General features: G+C 48.3%; 12 protein-coding genes. 5 read left to right on the forward strand and 7 right to left on the reverse strand.

Annotated features, from left to right (window positions below; translation table 11 throughout):
- Nucleotides 1-15 precede the first annotated feature (15 nt).
- The 4 genes from bioA to R3B84_07225 form a co-directional block, all read right to left on the reverse strand.
- Nucleotides 16-1,953, reverse strand: coding sequence for an adenosylmethionine--8-amino-7-oxononanoate transaminase (gene bioA / locus R3B84_07210; GenBank protein ID MEZ6140343.1), 1,938 nt, complete (start codon nucleotides 1,951-1,953; stop codon nucleotides 16-18).
- Entirely contained in the window at nucleotides 1,941-3,074 is a 1,134-nt protein-coding gene (locus tag R3B84_07215; GenBank protein MEZ6140344.1) for an 8-amino-7-oxononanoate synthase, read from the reverse strand. The genes bioA and R3B84_07215 overlap by 13 nt, the downstream gene beginning before the upstream one ends.
- A gap of 93 nt (nucleotides 3,075-3,167) precedes the next feature.
- Nucleotides 3,168-4,109 (reverse strand): biotin synthase BioB, encoded by a 942-nt coding sequence (bioB, locus tag R3B84_07220; GenBank protein ID MEZ6140345.1) that lies wholly within the window; start codon nucleotides 4,107-4,109, stop codon nucleotides 3,168-3,170.
- A gap of 33 nt (nucleotides 4,110-4,142) precedes the next feature.
- A complete protein-coding gene (locus R3B84_07225; protein MEZ6140346.1) occupies nucleotides 4,143-4,652 on the reverse strand; it encodes a DJ-1/PfpI family protein in 510 nt (169 codons plus the stop codon).
- 655 nt (nucleotides 4,653-5,307) lie between these two features.
- Here R3B84_07225 and R3B84_07230 point away from each other — a divergent pair.
- Complete coding sequence (locus R3B84_07230; protein MEZ6140347.1) at nucleotides 5,308-5,595, forward strand: type II toxin-antitoxin system RelE/ParE family toxin; 288 nt, start codon at nucleotides 5,308-5,310, stop codon at nucleotides 5,593-5,595.
- A 120-nt stretch (nucleotides 5,596-5,715) separates the two neighbouring features.
- On the opposite strand, the gene R3B84_07235 is transcribed toward R3B84_07230, so the two are convergent.
- Entirely contained in the window at nucleotides 5,716-6,828 is a 1,113-nt protein-coding gene (locus R3B84_07235; GenBank protein ID MEZ6140348.1) for a 3-deoxy-7-phosphoheptulonate synthase, read from the reverse strand.
- A gap of 165 nt (nucleotides 6,829-6,993) precedes the next feature.
- On the opposite strand from R3B84_07235, the gene R3B84_07240 reads away from it, so the two are divergent.
- Nucleotides 6,994-7,965: an aldo/keto reductase gene (locus R3B84_07240; protein MEZ6140349.1), complete on the forward strand. Its 972-nt coding sequence runs from the start codon at nucleotides 6,994-6,996 to the stop codon at nucleotides 7,963-7,965.
- A gap of 99 nt (nucleotides 7,966-8,064) precedes the next feature.
- Nucleotides 8,065-9,885, forward strand: coding sequence for an arginine--tRNA ligase (gene argS, locus R3B84_07245; protein ID MEZ6140350.1), 1,821 nt, complete (start codon nucleotides 8,065-8,067; stop codon nucleotides 9,883-9,885).
- 24 nt (nucleotides 9,886-9,909) lie between these two features.
- Here argS and tsaE read toward each other — a convergent pair whose 3' ends face one another.
- Together tsaE and R3B84_07255 are read right to left on the reverse strand one after the other, a co-directional pair.
- Nucleotides 9,910-10,389 carry a tRNA (adenosine(37)-N6)-threonylcarbamoyltransferase complex ATPase subunit type 1 TsaE gene (gene tsaE, locus R3B84_07250; GenBank protein MEZ6140351.1) on the reverse strand — a complete coding sequence of 160 codons (480 nt, stop codon included), beginning with the start codon at nucleotides 10,387-10,389 and terminating at the stop codon, nucleotides 9,910-9,912.
- Nucleotides 10,390-10,396: 7 nt separating this feature from the next.
- Complete coding sequence (locus R3B84_07255) at nucleotides 10,397-11,230, reverse strand: hypothetical protein (GenBank protein ID MEZ6140352.1); 834 nt, start codon at nucleotides 11,228-11,230, stop codon at nucleotides 10,397-10,399.
- A gap of 239 nt (nucleotides 11,231-11,469) precedes the next feature.
- Here R3B84_07255 and R3B84_07260 point away from each other — a divergent pair, with 239 nt between their 5' ends.
- Both R3B84_07260 and R3B84_07265 read left to right on the forward strand, forming a co-directional pair.
- The gene (locus R3B84_07260) at nucleotides 11,470-12,825 is read left to right on the forward strand and encodes a hypothetical protein (protein MEZ6140353.1); all 1,356 of its coding nucleotides are present in this window, start codon (nucleotides 11,470-11,472) and stop codon (nucleotides 12,823-12,825) included.
- A 110-nt stretch (nucleotides 12,826-12,935) separates the two neighbouring features.
- On the forward strand, nucleotides 12,936-15,065 hold the full coding sequence (locus R3B84_07265) for a hypothetical protein (protein ID MEZ6140354.1): 2,130 nt from the start codon (nucleotides 12,936-12,938) through the stop codon (nucleotides 15,063-15,065).
- Nucleotides 15,066-15,114: the final 49 nt, after the last annotated feature.

Raw genomic sequence — 15,114 nt, forward strand, 5'->3', positions numbered from 1 at the left:
ATTGCAATATTGTCATCAATTAATATTAATTTCTTTGATCGATCTTTCCATTGCGGTTGCGATCTGTTCCAATGATGAATCACTGGTGCAAAGTGGGGGCATCGCATAAACGACATTCCCTAATGGGCGAATCCAGACTCCATCAGCGAGACATTTCCTTCGGATTTGTGGGCCAATCGAAGCAAGATAACCGCCCGGAAACTGCAGATCAAGTGCGATGATCGTCCCACAGACACGCACATCGTGCACGTGGGGCAAAGCCGCAAGGCGGGGCACACTCGCCAGCCATTTCGCTTCAATTCGTTTTGAATCCCGCAGCCACTCACCACGTACCATGATTTCCAGATTTTTGGCGATTAAGGCACATCCAAGAGGATTTGCTGTATAGGAATGCCCATGAAAGAATGTTTTGGTCCGATCTGCTATACAAAATTGCTCACAAACGCGCGAATTTACCAGGGTTACTGCCATCGGAAGAACCCCGCCAGTAATGATTTTCCCACTGCAAATAAAATCAGGGACCACTTCACAGTTCTGGTGTGCCCACATTTTCCCAGTTCGGCCACCAGTCATCACTTCATCCGCAATGAACAATACGCCGTACTTGTTTGCAAGCTCTGCAATTTGTTTCAAAGTCTCTGGAGAGTGCATTTTCATCCCACCAGCACCCTGTACTAGTGGCTCCAAAATCAACCCCGCACAGTGTTCGTGGTGGGTCGCCAGAAATTCCTCCAGAGCAGCAGGATCTACCGGAATTTGTTTCACATCGAAAAAGAATGGCTCAAAGCGGCCAAAAAAGACAGGATCTCTGCTGATCGACATCGCACCAAATGTGTCACCATGGTACGAGTTCTCAAATGTGATAAAAGTGGTCCGCTGTGCCTGATCCTGCATATGCCAGTATTGATAGGCCATTTTCATCGCCACTTCGACTGCGGTGCTGCCGTTGTCCGAAAAAAACACCCGACCACCGTTCCATTTGGTAGTTTTCAGCAATCGATCTGCTGCCGCGATCGCTGGTTCGTGCGTCAGGCCAGCAAACATTACATGGTCAATCTTGTGGGTTGTTCTTCGAAGAGTTTCCATCAATTCCGGCTGACAGTGACCATGAAACGTAGTCCACCATGATGAAATCGCGTCAATGATCCGTCTGCCATCAGCCAGGTAAAGGTATTCGTTTTTCGCAGCCCGCACCAGCAATGGGGGTTCATCCACCACTAGCGGCGTGTATGGATGCCAGACGATATCCCGGTCAAGCTGCCCTAAACGATCAGAAGGATCATCTGCAACTTGGCCGACGGGAATCATCTCAGATATATTTGTGGCAATCTCTTCAAGCGTCCGTTTCTGAAGAATGACCGATTCCTGTACCCCAGTCGCTGACCAATCGGTGGGATATTGCAGAGAAAATACGGGGAGTCTGGAGTGGTGCTTGATCTGCTCTTCTGCAAAAGGATCGTGTTCACCAATTATAACAACAATTGAAGCTGCTAAGTTCATATTTTGTAAGACGTTAAGTGTTTGCAAACAACGTCCAACAGCACCCACAGTGGAATTGACGCACAGGATTAAGTGGGCAGAAAGATGTTGAAGAAATTCGATCTGCAGTGTTTTTTCATCCCATGGCGAGAGTGGGCTGCCAAAAGATTCAATCAATAACGGTAAATGTGATTTCGGAACCGCCTGGATCACTTCGTCGATGGTGGGAAGCTGTTTCCCAGCCAGCCGTGCTGCCAGAACTGGTGCTAACGCAGCGGGTGCATGAAAGTGCCTTGGAAAAACGTTTGCATCTGGTACCAGACGGGAAATCTTTTCTGAATCGGAATCGCCGGATTCAACTGGTTTCCAATAACTCCAACTTGTGGCATGTGCAGCGAGAAACAGTGTGCAAAAAGTCGATTTTCCCGCATCAGTATCTGTGCCCACGACCAGCCAACGATTCATCTCGGACATAATTGCACCAGCAAATTCACCAGTTGACTCAACAATTCTTGAGGATGGTCCGCATGGACCGAAATCCGCAACCGTGCGGTCCCTGGAGGTACACTTGGTGGGCGAATACCTCGGACATCGAAGCCGTTCTGCTGTAGTGCTCTGGCAACTTCCATGGTGGGTTTATCTTCCCCCACAATGATGGGAACAATGTATTCCGTACCCGCAGGCTTGAAACCCTTGCTTACTAAAGCGTTACGAAAGAACTGATTATTGGTATGCAGAGCAGCCCGGGATTGGGGATCACTATTCACCTTTGCCAGGGAATCCAGCCACCATCTACCCAGAAGTGGGGGTAAACTGGTCGTAAAAATCAGATGTCGGCAACGATTAATTAAATAGTCTTTTAATAGTTTTGATGTTGCAATGTAGGCGCCATGTGCAGCCATTGCTTTCCCACCGGTATGGATCGAAGCCAAAATCCGCTTCCGCAGCCCGAGTTGATCGACGTAGCCAGATCCTGTGCCACCATAACAGCCAGTGGAGTGGGCCTCATCCACAATTACATGGGCACCATATTTTTCTGCCAGGGCACAAATACCAGTAAGATCCGCCAAGTCGCCATCCATGCTGAAAAGCGATTCGGTAATAATAAATCTCTGACGGTCGGGATCGTTGTGACTGGCCTCCTTTTTCAGACCTTCCTCCAACTGATTCAAATCGTTGTGGCGGTAATTGAAACGACGGCACTTTGCCAGTCGCAGGCCATCCACAATACAGGCATGGTTCAACTCATCCGTGGCTACCCAATCTCCAGGCTCCATAATAGTTGAAATCAGACCTTCGTTTGCAGAATACCCACTGGTCATCATCAGCACTGCATCCGCCTGGTGCCAGTTTGCAAGGCGGCATTCCAATTCGTCCCAAACAGCATGGTGCCCACGCAATAGACGAGACGCTGTGCCACTTCTGCCCCACGTGGGGTCAGAATCATTGTGAATGGGTGCCTGAATACTGCTGTTGGCGTAGCCTAAGTAGTCGTTGGAGGTAAAATCGTGCCCCTCTCCCACCCGAAAACTACGAAAACGATCCTGCTTTCGCAGTTGATCTAAAACTTCATTCCACCGCTGTTCTAATGACATGGAAAAACCGAACTTGAGATACTTCGTAATAAGATGAAGAAATTATTAAATCATCAATTAGTTATATATAAAATCAATTACATAATACACTAATTAACAACTTGTCGTGGGTGCAATCCCCATTGCCCGAAATAGTGCCGCATCTGCATCGACGTCGGGATTACCCGCTGTGAGCAACTTCTGGCCAAAAAAGATCGAATCCGCACCAGCCAGGAAGCACAATACCTGTAACTCCCGGCTCATCTGATCTCGCCCCGCACTCAGTCGCACGCGGGCATGTGGGAAAGTAATTCGGGTGGTGGCAATGTAACGCACCAATTCAATCGAATCCACTGGTGGGGCCATTTCCAGAGGAGTTCCTTTCGAAGGCATCAAGCAGTTGATTGGAACACTTTCCGGCGGTGTTTCGAGGTGGGTCAGTTCAACCAGCATCATCAGGCGATCTTCAACAGTTTCGCCCATCCCAACGATGCCCCCACAGCAAACGGAAATGCCCGCTTTCTGAACGTGGTCCAGTGTTTCCAGGCGATCATCGTAGGTCCGTGTGGTGATAATTTCGGGATAATAACGACGAGACGTATCCAGATTGTGGTTATAGGCTGTCAATCCTGCTTCTTTCAGTCTCTGGGCCTGAGATTCCGTCAGCATTCCCAAGGTGACGCACGCTTCCATATCCAGTTTGCGCACTTCCCGCACCATCTCCAGCACGGCATCAAACTCAGGTCCGTCTTTCGGCTTTCGCCAGGCAGCACCCATGCAAAAACGGGTCGCACCATCCGCCTTGGCGGCAGCAGCACGCTCTTTTACTTCCAGCACACTCAGCAGTGGTTCCCGATCCACAGGGGTATCGTAGTGGGCACTTTGGCTGCAATAGCTGCAATCTTCCGGACACCCGCCAGTCTTAATGCTCAACAGCGCACAGCGTTGGATTTCGTGATCAGGGCGGTGTTTCCGACTGATCTCTGCACTACGAAACATCAATTCAGGCAACGGCAAATCGTATATCGCCTGTAATTCAGCAACTGTCTTTTTCATGATTCTAAACCATCTATCAGATGAGAACGGCGATTACCGCGATTTCAGCAATTTGCACAATTTTCCGTTCAACACAGGGATACTTTCGGTGTCGCGGGCGGTAATCAGTACACCATCTACCACCGTATCTTCATCGCGATAGCTGGCACCCGCCAGTTTGACATCATCACGTAATGCTGGGCTGCAAGTCACCAGTTTACCATCCAGTGTGCCAGCGCTGATCAATAATTGAACCCCGTGGCCAATGGCAACGATGGGCGTACCTTCCTGGGCAAAAATGCGGGTAATATCCACGGCATCTTCCCACAGTCGCAACCGTTCCGGAGAATGACCACCGGGGATCACCAGAACTGAATAATCGCTGGGGCTGACATCAGAAAGAGAAAGAAAATCTTCCAGAATGTAGCCGTTCTCGCCTTCAACAAAGTCTTCTTCATCGTTGCTGGCAACAACAATATCGTAGCCTTCTTCACTCAGGCGGTATGCAACCGAAAAAAATTGCACATCTTCAAACTCATCCGCTACCAAAAACAACGCTCGCATAAACTTTCCTGCCGGGGTGTAGTGCAATTGTATGAAAATGAAGCCGTAAGTGGATAACGTGTTCAGGAGTTCTTTTGCCCGATATCAAAGCTGATTTGCAAAGCTGTAATCGCTTTTGATCCGGAGGTGCAAGCCACAATCAAACACACATGACTACATTTTGCCAGATGGGGAAAGTGAAAACAGGATACAAGTAGATGGTTGAGTTTAGTTTTGTGCAGAAATCTCAACACTTTTTTGGAACTGAAAGACTTACTCCCGTGCGCACCTGCCCCGTTACCTGGGGCTTAGAGAACCGGCACTTTCAGTGCCGAAGTCAATAGCTTGCAGGGATTTAAGTTGACTAAACAAACCTCTAAAATTCACTGAACAAAGATGTAGCTGAAACAATGCTCCACTCGATTGCATACAAGCTATTCCTTGTGTATAATACTCTTATTATGAATCAACTTCTAACAGATATCAAAAAGCTGTCAGTTTCCGAGCGAATAATTCTCGTTGAAGAAATATGGAACAGCATTCTACCGTTGAAAATAGACATTCCCGAAGAAGATCGGGAAGAGTTTTATCATCGATACGCCGCACATCAGGCTGATCCAACAACAGGCATCCCATGGTCAGAGTTGCGTGCAAAGTTGTTTCTTGAGACACAAGATTGATGGACATTATTTTTAGACCTGAAGCTGAAATGGAGATACTGGAAGCAAGGACTTGGTATGAGTTGCGTTCTGCTGGATTAGGTTTTGAATTCGCCAGGGCAGTTGAAGTAGCAATAGAAACCGCATCAAGAATGCCCCATGGATTTGAGAAAATAGATGGGGAATTTCGGCAGATTCTTTTGTGCCGTTTTCCATATTCAATTATTTACCGTTCATCCGAAAGTGAACTCGTTGTTGTATCTTGTTATCATCACAAACGAAAACCAGGTTTCTGGACAGGCTGAAAATAACATAGGACTCCAATAAATCATTTTTTCGGCCCCTTTTAATTCACAGTTGTTTCATGCTTTCCGCTGATACAACCGAAAAAGTGGCTCAAGAAAAACAATTCTACACGCTGTTAACTACTTACCAGCTAACAATTTACGTCGCAGCTGCACTGCCAGAGCCAGTTGTTCAATGATCTGAACTGAGTGATCCCAGCCGAGGCATTCGTCCGTAATACTTTGGCCGTACGTCAAGTCCGCCTTCGTCGTCAATTCCTGTCGCCCTTCTACCAGGTGGGACTCCACCATCACCCCAGCGATCTGCTTTTCCCCTTCCGCAATCTGCTGGCAGACATTCTGACAAACAGACAATTGTTGAATTGCTTTCTTATGACTGTTTGCGTGGGAAAAATCGATCATCAGGTGGGTCGACAACTGGGCTTCCTGTAACGAAGTGATTGCTGCGCGCACGCTTTCCGGGTAAAAGTTCGGCGTTTTGCCACCACGCAAGATCAAGTGGCAATCGGGGTTGCCCAGTGTTTCCACAATGGCTACCTGGCCGTTTTTATGTACCGACAGGAAATGGTGTCGTCCACGTGCGGCCAGAATAGCATCCAAGGCGATCCGCACGTTGCCATCGGTGCCATTTTTAAAGCCAATTGGTGCGGAAATACCTGATGCCAGTTCGCGGTGAACCTGTGATTCTGTGGTGCGGGCTCCGATTGCCCCCCAACTGATCAGATCGGCAATATATTGTGGAGAAATGGTGTCCAGAAACTCCGATGCTGCGGGGACTCCCACCTGATTTATTTTCAAAAGCAGGTCGCGTGCGATCCGCAGGCCTTCGTTAATGCGAAAACTGCCGTCGAGGTAAGGATCATTAATGAGTCCTTTCCAGCCTATCGTGGTGCGGGGTTTTTCGAAATACACCCGCATAATTATTTCTAAATCTTCGTGAAATTTCTGTCTGATCGGCAGTAACCGCTGGGCAGATTCCAGTGCCGCATTGGGATCGTGAATCGAGCACGGACCAATTACAACAAATAAACGGTCAGATTTCCCCTGCAGAATCGTTTTGACATTCGTGCGACAATTAGAAATCAGCAATTCCGTAGCAGTATTCTGAATCGGGAAAAAACGAATCAGGTTTTCCGGTGGGGGCAATGGCGTAATGTTCCCGATTCGTTCATCATCAGTGAGTGAGGTGCGATCCAACATTGGCTTATCAGTGGTGTGCGGAAGCAAATTCATCCCACTGTTCTATCAAAAACAAAAGAGATGCAAGATATCAGAACATAACAATCCTGCTATATTTTTATATTTCAATATTGAAATATTGCTTGCGGGCACTATTTGCACCCATGTGGGCGATTTTTTCTAAACTGAAATCAACATTATTTCCAGCAGCAAAAACTCATGAATTATCGAAAACTAGGCCGCACACAGTGGGATGTCAGTGATATTGGTTACGGCATGTGGGGGCTGGCAGGCTGGGCGGATCGGAACGACGTGGAAACTCGACAATCACTGCAACTGGCAGTCGACATGGGCTGCAATTTTTTTGATACCGCACTGGCCTATGGCGACGGACTCAGCGAGAAGTTCCTGGGGGAATTGCTTCGGGCAAACCCTGAAAAAAACCTCATAATCGCCACCAAAATTCCTCCAAAAAACCGAATCTGGCCATCCCAGCGTGGGTTTGCGATCGCAGATGTCTTTCCCGATGACTACATCAAAAGCAGCGTGGAAACTTCGTTAACCAATCTGGGAGCGGATTCGCTGGACTTGATCCAGTTTCACGTATGGGAAGACGACTGGCATCGGGAAGTTGGCTGGCAACGCACCATGGAATCGCTGAAAACACAAGGTCTGGTGCGTGCTGTGGGTATCAGTTTGAATCGCTGGGAGCCCACGAACGTACTCAAAACATTGGAAACCGGCCTTATCGATGCAGTTCAGGTGATTTACAACATTTTCGACCAGAATCCGGAAGATGAACTCTTTCCTTATTGTGTTGCGAACAACATTGGCGTGATAGCAAGGGTGCCGTTTGATGAAGGTACATTGACAGGCAATTTGACCAAAAACAGCACATGGCCTGCAGGTGACTGGCGAAACACCTATTTTGTACCCGAAAATCTGCACGCGAGCGTGGATCGTGCAGAACAACTTCGCCCACTGATCCCTCAGGGAATGACGATGGCCGAAATGGCGTTGCGGTTTATCCTTTCGAATCCCGCTATCAGCACGATCATTCCAGGTATGAGAAAAAATTCACATGTGTTGAGCAACATCGCCTGCAGTGATGCCGGTGGGCTACCAGACGAATTACTGACACAATTGAAAGCTCATCGCTGGGACCGCACACCCACATCGTGGTCGCAGTGATCACCTTTTTTACGGTGGGGTATCTTTCAGGTATCGCCCTTGATTAACTTCCCCACAATTCGATACTAAACTTCTTTCGTTGAAAGGACTTGGACTTCCATGCAACTGATTGCCGAAATCCAGGGCGTTTTTCGCCCGATTCTGGAACAATTATTTCCCGAACAGAACATTTCGGAATTATTGCAGTTGATTCGCCCCGCACAGCAGGCTGCTCACGGGGACTATCAGGCCAACTGCGCGATGCCATTGGGCAAAAAAGTGGGTCGCAATCCACGTGAAATCGCCAATGAAATTGTGGCTGCCCTGCCCACCACGGGGATCATTCAATCTGCTGAAGTGGCAGGAGCAGGCTTCATCAACCTGACTATTTCGCCACAATGGCTATCGACCACGCTGACCGCACTGGCAAATGATGACCGCTTAGGGATTTCGCAGCCTGAAAAACCCAGAAAGGTGGTGATTGATTACTCCAGCCCGAACGTCGCTAAACCGTTACACGTTGGGCACTTACGAAGCAGTATTATCGGCGACGCGATTACCCGCCTGCTGCGATTTCTGGGCCACCACGTGGTAACGGACAATCACCTGGGCGACTGGGGCACACAATTCGGCATGCTGATCTATGGCTATCGCAATTTTCTGGATCCTGCAGGCTATAAGGAAAACCCGGTGGCAGAACTGGCCAGGTTGTACAAACTGGTGCGAAAGAAGATTAAGGAAGAAGGCGGTCAGGAAGATGAAGGTGGGCCGACCTCGACACCGATTGCCGATACCTGTCGACTGGAAACAGCCAAACTGCATGGAGGGGATGCGGCGAACATGCAGTTGTGGCAGGAATTCATGCCCCACTGTCTGGCGGAAATCCATGCCACGTACAAGATGCTCGGAATGCTGCCGTTTGATCATGAATTTGGTGAAAGTTATTACAACGAAATGCTGCCCGGAATTGTGCAGGAAATGCTTGCGAAAAACCTGGCCCAGGAAAGCCAGGGTGCGGTGGTGATTCCGAATGCCAAAGGAATTTACCCCACCACACCAGAAGAATTAACAACCGAAGAGCCCCCTGCCCTGATCCGCAAACGGGACGGTGCGTTTACCTATACCACTACCGATCTTGCGACAATTCGCTATCGACAGGAAAAGTTCACCCCAGACGAACTGCTCTACGTGGTAGACTACAGACAGGCACTGCACTTCAAAACGCTGTTTGCCCACGCCCGTAGATGGGGCTGGGATCAAACACGGCTGGAACACATCAGTTTTGGGGCCATTCTGGGCGAAGACGGCAAACCACTGCAAACGCGGGAAGGCGACCCCTACCCGCTGAATGATCTGTGTGGAGATGCCAGTGGAAAGGGGTTGGAAAAATACCATCTAAACCACAAAAAGCGTATTGAAGAGGGCAAGGAAGTGCCTAGTCTCTCCAAAAAAGAGATCTTCGATATTGGGGTTGCAGTGGGCATCGGTGCGATGAAGTACGCCGATTTATCGCAAAACCGCACGTCAAACTACAAATATTCGCCAGCCAAGATGCTGGCGACCGATGGTAATACCGGCAGTTATATGCAGTATGCTTACGCACGTTGCTGTGGAATTTTCCGCAAAGCAGGCTGCCATCTGGAAGAACTGACCGGTGCTAGAATTGTGATTTCCGAACCCCAGGAAAAAGCACTGGCACTGCAACTTTGCAAGTTTGAAGATGTGTTGCAGGACTGCGCGAAAGATTTCTACCTTCACTCGATTGCGAGTTACTTGTGGGATCTGGCAAAAGCCGCCAATGTGTTTTACGACCAATGCGAAGTTCTGACCGCCCCCACTGCAGAAATTCGATCCAGCAGGTTAATGTTGGTAGAACTCATTGGGAAAACCATCAAGCAAGCACTGGATATTCTGGGAATCCAAACTGTGGAACAAATGTGACAAGGCTCTCATTTTTTCGCGATTTTAAACGGTCCACTTTTCTATAATTCGTGTCAGCAATGCGGTTTCCCGATCTCCAGTTGGTTCGATAGTAATCAATCTTTCCGAAGGTGATAGTGGTTCCAAAGTAACATCCCAACGATTCGTGGGCAGTATTTCGCAAAAACGGTTCCCCCACTCAACGACAGACACACCATTCGAAGTCCAGTATTCTGCCGCACCAATCTCCAGAAGTTCTTCAGCAGTATTCAACCGATACAGATCAAAATGGTAAATGGGCAAACGTGCGGGATATTCGTGGATCAACGTAAAGGTGGGGCTGTGCACCGCGTGGGGATTGGTGGCACCCAAGCCGATTGCCAACCCTCGAGTGAAAAATGTTTTTCCCGCACCCAACGGACCAGACAAACTAATCAATAACGGATTAACTATATAAGATCCGATTAATACAGCTAGATTCGTTGTATCTTCTTCGCAGGTAAGAACTTGAGAAAAACGCGACATTACAGAACTACCCACGTTGGTGCTGGGATTGAATACCACGCAACGCCTTGACCATCAATTCAAAGTGCTCCTGAAAGCGGTGATTGTTCACTTCGGCCTGATTGAGTGTGAATGCCACCAGATATCGATCGTGGGAACTGGTACTTCCCTGCTCTGCAATTCGAATCAGTTCCACCAGCACGGCACCGTGTTCAAAATCAAATAATGCCCTTCGCAGGTTTCCGTGATTAATATCTCGCATGATTTCATCTAACTTTGGGAATATTTTGTGCCGCATGTTGATTCCCAACTGGCACCAGGACTGTAATTGTTGCGCAAAGTTGGCACTGGGCATCAGTTCCAGCATTTTCTGCTGCACCTGCCCTTTCCGTACACCTTCTGCTACCACTTCGGGTAATTCACCTGAAGTGCGGTTGAATTGGATGAGTACCGAATAATCGATACCACCACGCAAACGAGTATAATAACGTACTACTTTTGCCCACTTTGCGTGGTGAAAAGTGCCAGGATCGCGTGCTAGTGTTAACCAGGCGTAACCCACCAATATCAGTGCGATAATGCCGTTGCTCATGCCGAATGCGGCGAACATCACGTTCAGTGAGGTGCGTTCATCTGAGATCAGCGGCTTCAACGGTACCAGCCAGGCCCACGCACCCTTTATTGGGGATTCTCTCTGGAGAACAGTAATGGCACCTGCCAGCAGACCAAAACCAGTCAATAACCAGACCAGACGGTGGGGGTTGATCACTCTTTTGATCAACGGACGTGCAAAAACCACCCGCAACAGGACAAAAACTGCCCCGGAAGCAGCAATCAGTTTCGTAAGTTCCGTGGTGTTCATTGCCTATCCAGTAACGGGCTGACTAAAAAGAAGTTCGGAAAAAGATACCCAGCCTTCATGAGAATATTTTCATTAGTTTGTTTTTTCCCACTGTATCAGCGGTAAAGAGCCTATTTTCCACCAATTTGCTTCTTTCGCAAACATTTCCGGGTCCAATTTGTTATAATTGAGTCCAGTGGTTTGGGGTAGGAGACCCCGTGGTGATTCGAATAATTTCGAAGTATTAGGTGCGTGTTTTCATGAGAAATTTTCTGGTAGCCATCATTTCAATTGGTTGCACAGCTAGCATCGCGCGGGCAGAATTGCCTCCCATGCCGACAAATCTTCAAGTGAGTGCTGCCAAAACTGCCGCCATCAACTACATGTCTGGCCGGACACAATTAGTTGTTGATGATGATCCCGCAGCCACTGCGGCAAACAAAAATCATTTGAAAGTACTAGCTCAATGGCTGGCCTATCGACTTCTCGAAGCACCCTACAATGGTGAGCCAGGTGGCAACGCTTCTGGTCCCACCCAGGATATGAATACCTTAATGGCCGACGTCGACCGCTACTGTCGGATTATTGCACTGAGTCAGGACGGAAAGTCTTATTACAACGATGCCCACGCACAATACGCTCTTTATCTGGGTGAGGCACTCAAAACGGAAATTGAACTTGTTTTGAAAGAAGCAACCCGGCCGATTGAATCAATCAATGCCGTGCGGATGTTGTCGTTAGCGTGCGTCAAAATGCCAGCTACGGGTGTCGCAGATCTGCTCATTAAAATCATCAACGATAAAGATGCTTCCTTAGCCAACCAGTTGTATGCATTCGACGGGGTTGCCAACTTATTGTCCCACTCTGATTTCACCGAACCTACGAAACATTATCTGTTCAACGGGGAGAAACTTGGCGAAATGGCTACGGCGCTGCATAACTTTGTTGTGATGCCACGCCAGTTCAAGAATACAGAAGAAGTTCAGGTGCTGGCATATGTCCGCAGAAATGCGGTGCGAGCGTTGGGCACTTTCAAAGACAGTGTCATTCGTAACAATCGCAAAGAAATCATTGCACGCCCTGCCTGGACTTTGATGCATTTCCTTGCCACATCACCCCAACTGATGCCCGCACCCACACCTCATGAAAGGTTCGAAGCAGCAATTGGCCTCGCTTCAATGACAATTGATCAGACACTCAATGTTGAGCTATCTGCATACTGGGTCTACACCAATGTCGTTTTCCTGGCACGGGTGGCAAATGATGACAGCAATCGTGCGGCAAAATCCGGTGCACCTGTGTCGCTGCCATGGAAAATCTACGCAGCCCGATTGAATACCGCGTTGCAAATCTGGCAGCAATCAGCGAAGAAACTGCCCGCTGCTCGCAATCCAGATAGTATTACGCGTCCAGCAAAAGATGTTACTGCAAACATTCTGGAAGCGCTCGAAAAATCTGGTGCGGGTGCAAATGTGAATGCAACTGGTATCACTGCGGTATTGCAGGCTTCACCTTATGCTGCAACAGCAGGTCTGATGTTCAGTGATTTGCCTTCCAGCACTGTGCCCTTCCCACAAGTAGCTCCAAAAACCGCCCCACCTGCAAAAAAACCATGAGTTTTCAACCTGATTTTACCGCTTTGGACTTGTAAGGCGTGAAGTTATTGGTGAAAATAGATTCAACTGGAACTTTCTTTACCGATTCGCATTCTGCGAAGGGGTACTCAATGATGAATAAACTGTTTTTGACTGGTCTTGCATTGCTTTTCCTTTCTGCAAGTAGTTATGCAGACAAATTCCTAGTGATCCGTGTGGTATTGAAATCCACTGGCAACGGTGGCATCACCCCTGGAGGCAGTGAACCAGGGTTTCCCGGTCCAGGTATTCCCGGTGGTGGCAGCCCTGGTATCCCAGGTATTCCCGGTGGTGGCAGCCCCGGCTTTCAGGGCGGTGGGCCTGGCGTTCCTGGTATTCCGGGAGGCGGCCCTGGTGTGCCAGGTATCCCAGGTGGTGGAAATCTGGGGATTGGGGGCGGTGGACCAGGGATTCCAGGTGTCCCAGGGATTCCTGGAGGTGGTAACCTTGGTAACGCTGGCGGCATTCCCGGACAAGGTGGCATTCAAAAGCCTGCAGCACCAATCAATCCGGATGATTACGTCACCGCTATTGTGAAAGTGCTTGGCGTTGTTCCATTGAACGGAACGATCCGTGAAGAAAAAATTGATAATGGTGCGATTATCAAAACCAAATTTGGTGGCAGCTACATCGATTTCGATCGACAAGGCGAACTGATTTTTGACGTTAAAGACATTGTGACCCCAGAACAACAGTACGCATTGCGATTACGAAAATTACCCGAAAGGTCAGCAGCAAAGTATCTCGAACTGGCAGAATGGTGTTTGTCGGTGGGCTTAATCGACAAATGTAAGACAAACATTGAAACAGCGGCAGGTTTGGTGGCGAAACAACCGAATCAACCCGCCAAAGTAATTGCTGCTGTAAAGGCATACGAGGAAGTCAAAGAATATCTGACAAAAGATATTAAAAATGTGACAAAAGCAACTGAGTGGAAAGATCGTCTTGGCTATCAGTCGATGATGCTGAACCGGCATCATGCACTGCTTTACAATGGCACTGATGAAAATACAGACAATAGTGTTCGTCGTCGCTTAGAAGCACTGGAAAACAATTTCCAGACGGTTTATCTCTGGATTGCACTTCGTGGACGGGCATTGCCAGAACCGAAGGAAAAAATGACAGGTATCCTCGTGGGTAACGCTCGCGATTTCGACCGCTATCAGGCAACTTTCGAAGTAAATAATATCGTGTGCGATGGGTTCCTGGCACGCCGTGAAAACATTGCCGTATTTTCTGCCGAACGATTGGATAAGGCATCTGTAAACTTCAAACAGTCCTTAAGGGATGTCTACGGTAAGTTTACTGCAGGTCGTTTGTCCGATGGTAAAGAACCAAAATGGAATACTGAAAATCTTAAGTTTTCTGAATACGCTCGAGCAACAACATTTCACCTGGTCAATCAGGCATTGCAGGAAGAAGCAGAAATTGCTTCAGCAACACACGAAGGAACTCTTCAGATTTTCGCAGAAACTGGCTTACTGCCCCGCGATCTGATGGCACCTGAGTGGTTGCGATTTGGGATTTCTGCACTCTTTGAAACCCCCAAGGGTCCATTCCCCGGTGGGGCCCACACGATTAAAGTTGCCCCCTTTACTGGCGGTGGAGGTCCAAGTTGGGCATACATGCGATATTATGAAGAATTGAATCAAAAAGGTATCCTGGATGAGCACGATGAGGTTTTCCTTGATGTGATCACAGATTCCTTGTTTTCGCTGGCACGCACATCGAATACGGTACTGCGTTCAAAAAAACTGAACAATACCGATGATGGGCTTTCACGTGCCGACAGCACAGCACGATTGTACGATATTGCCCACACCTTAAGCTGGGCTGTTGTGTACTATATGGCAAAAGATCGCTGGAAAGAGTTCGAAACATTTTTGAAAGAGCTTTCCCGACTCCCTCGTGACGCAGAGTTGGACACCCATTCGACCATTGTTGCAATGGCACACGCGTTCAATGTAGACGCAATTGGCATTACTGGTCGGGAAGTAGATGCTGATAAACTGTTGTTTATCGGCCTGGAATGGGAAAAGTTTATGAAACTACAAAACACACCCACCAAAGACATGAATCTGGATCCAATTAAGAATTCTAATCCAGGAACTGGTGATCCGAATGGACCCGGAGGACCGGGTGGACCTGGTGGTGTCGTTCCGGGGGGGCCTGGTTTTCCAGGCGGACCTGGAGGTGGTATTCCTGGACCAGGCAGACCGTAATTACTACTTAGTTGGGCACTGGATTCACCACTAATATTTCTTTCTGTTG

Origin of the sequence: Zavarzinella sp. (genome assembly GCA_041399155.1) — a bacterium.
GTDB lineage: Bacteria > Planctomycetota > Planctomycetia > Gemmatales > Gemmataceae > JAWKTI01.

What these genes read in the sequence shown, in the direction of transcription:
- R3B84_07235 (MEZ6140348.1), bottom strand. Translation starts at nt 6,828, where the DNA reads ATGAATTTGCTTCCGCACACCACTGATAAGCCAATGTTGGATCGCACC.
- tsaE (MEZ6140351.1), bottom strand. Translation starts at nt 10,389, where the DNA reads ATGTCGCGTTTTTCTCAAGTTCTTACCTGCGAAGAAGATACAACGAAT.
- R3B84_07225 (MEZ6140346.1), bottom strand. Translation starts at nt 4,652, where the DNA reads ATGCGAGCGTTGTTTTTGGTAGCGGATGAGTTTGAAGATGTGCAATTT.
- R3B84_07265 (MEZ6140354.1), top strand. Translation starts at nt 12,936, where the DNA reads ATGATGAATAAACTGTTTTTGACTGGTCTTGCATTGCTTTTCCTTTCT.
- R3B84_07240 (MEZ6140349.1), top strand. Translation starts at nt 6,994, where the DNA reads ATGAATTATCGAAAACTAGGCCGCACACAGTGGGATGTCAGTGATATT.
- argS (MEZ6140350.1), top strand. Translation starts at nt 8,065, where the DNA reads ATGCAACTGATTGCCGAAATCCAGGGCGTTTTTCGCCCGATTCTGGAA.
- R3B84_07255 (MEZ6140352.1), bottom strand. Translation starts at nt 11,230, where the DNA reads ATGAACACCACGGAACTTACGAAACTGATTGCTGCTTCCGGGGCAGTT.
- R3B84_07215 (MEZ6140344.1), bottom strand. Translation starts at nt 3,074, where the DNA reads ATGTCATTAGAACAGCGGTGGAATGAAGTTTTAGATCAACTGCGAAAG.
- bioA (MEZ6140343.1), bottom strand. Translation starts at nt 1,953, where the DNA reads ATGTCCGAGATGAATCGTTGGCTGGTCGTGGGCACAGATACTGATGCG.
- bioB (MEZ6140345.1), bottom strand. Translation starts at nt 4,109, where the DNA reads ATGAAAAAGACAGTTGCTGAATTACAGGCGATATACGATTTGCCGTTG.
- R3B84_07260 (MEZ6140353.1), top strand. Translation starts at nt 11,470, where the DNA reads ATGAGAAATTTTCTGGTAGCCATCATTTCAATTGGTTGCACAGCTAGC.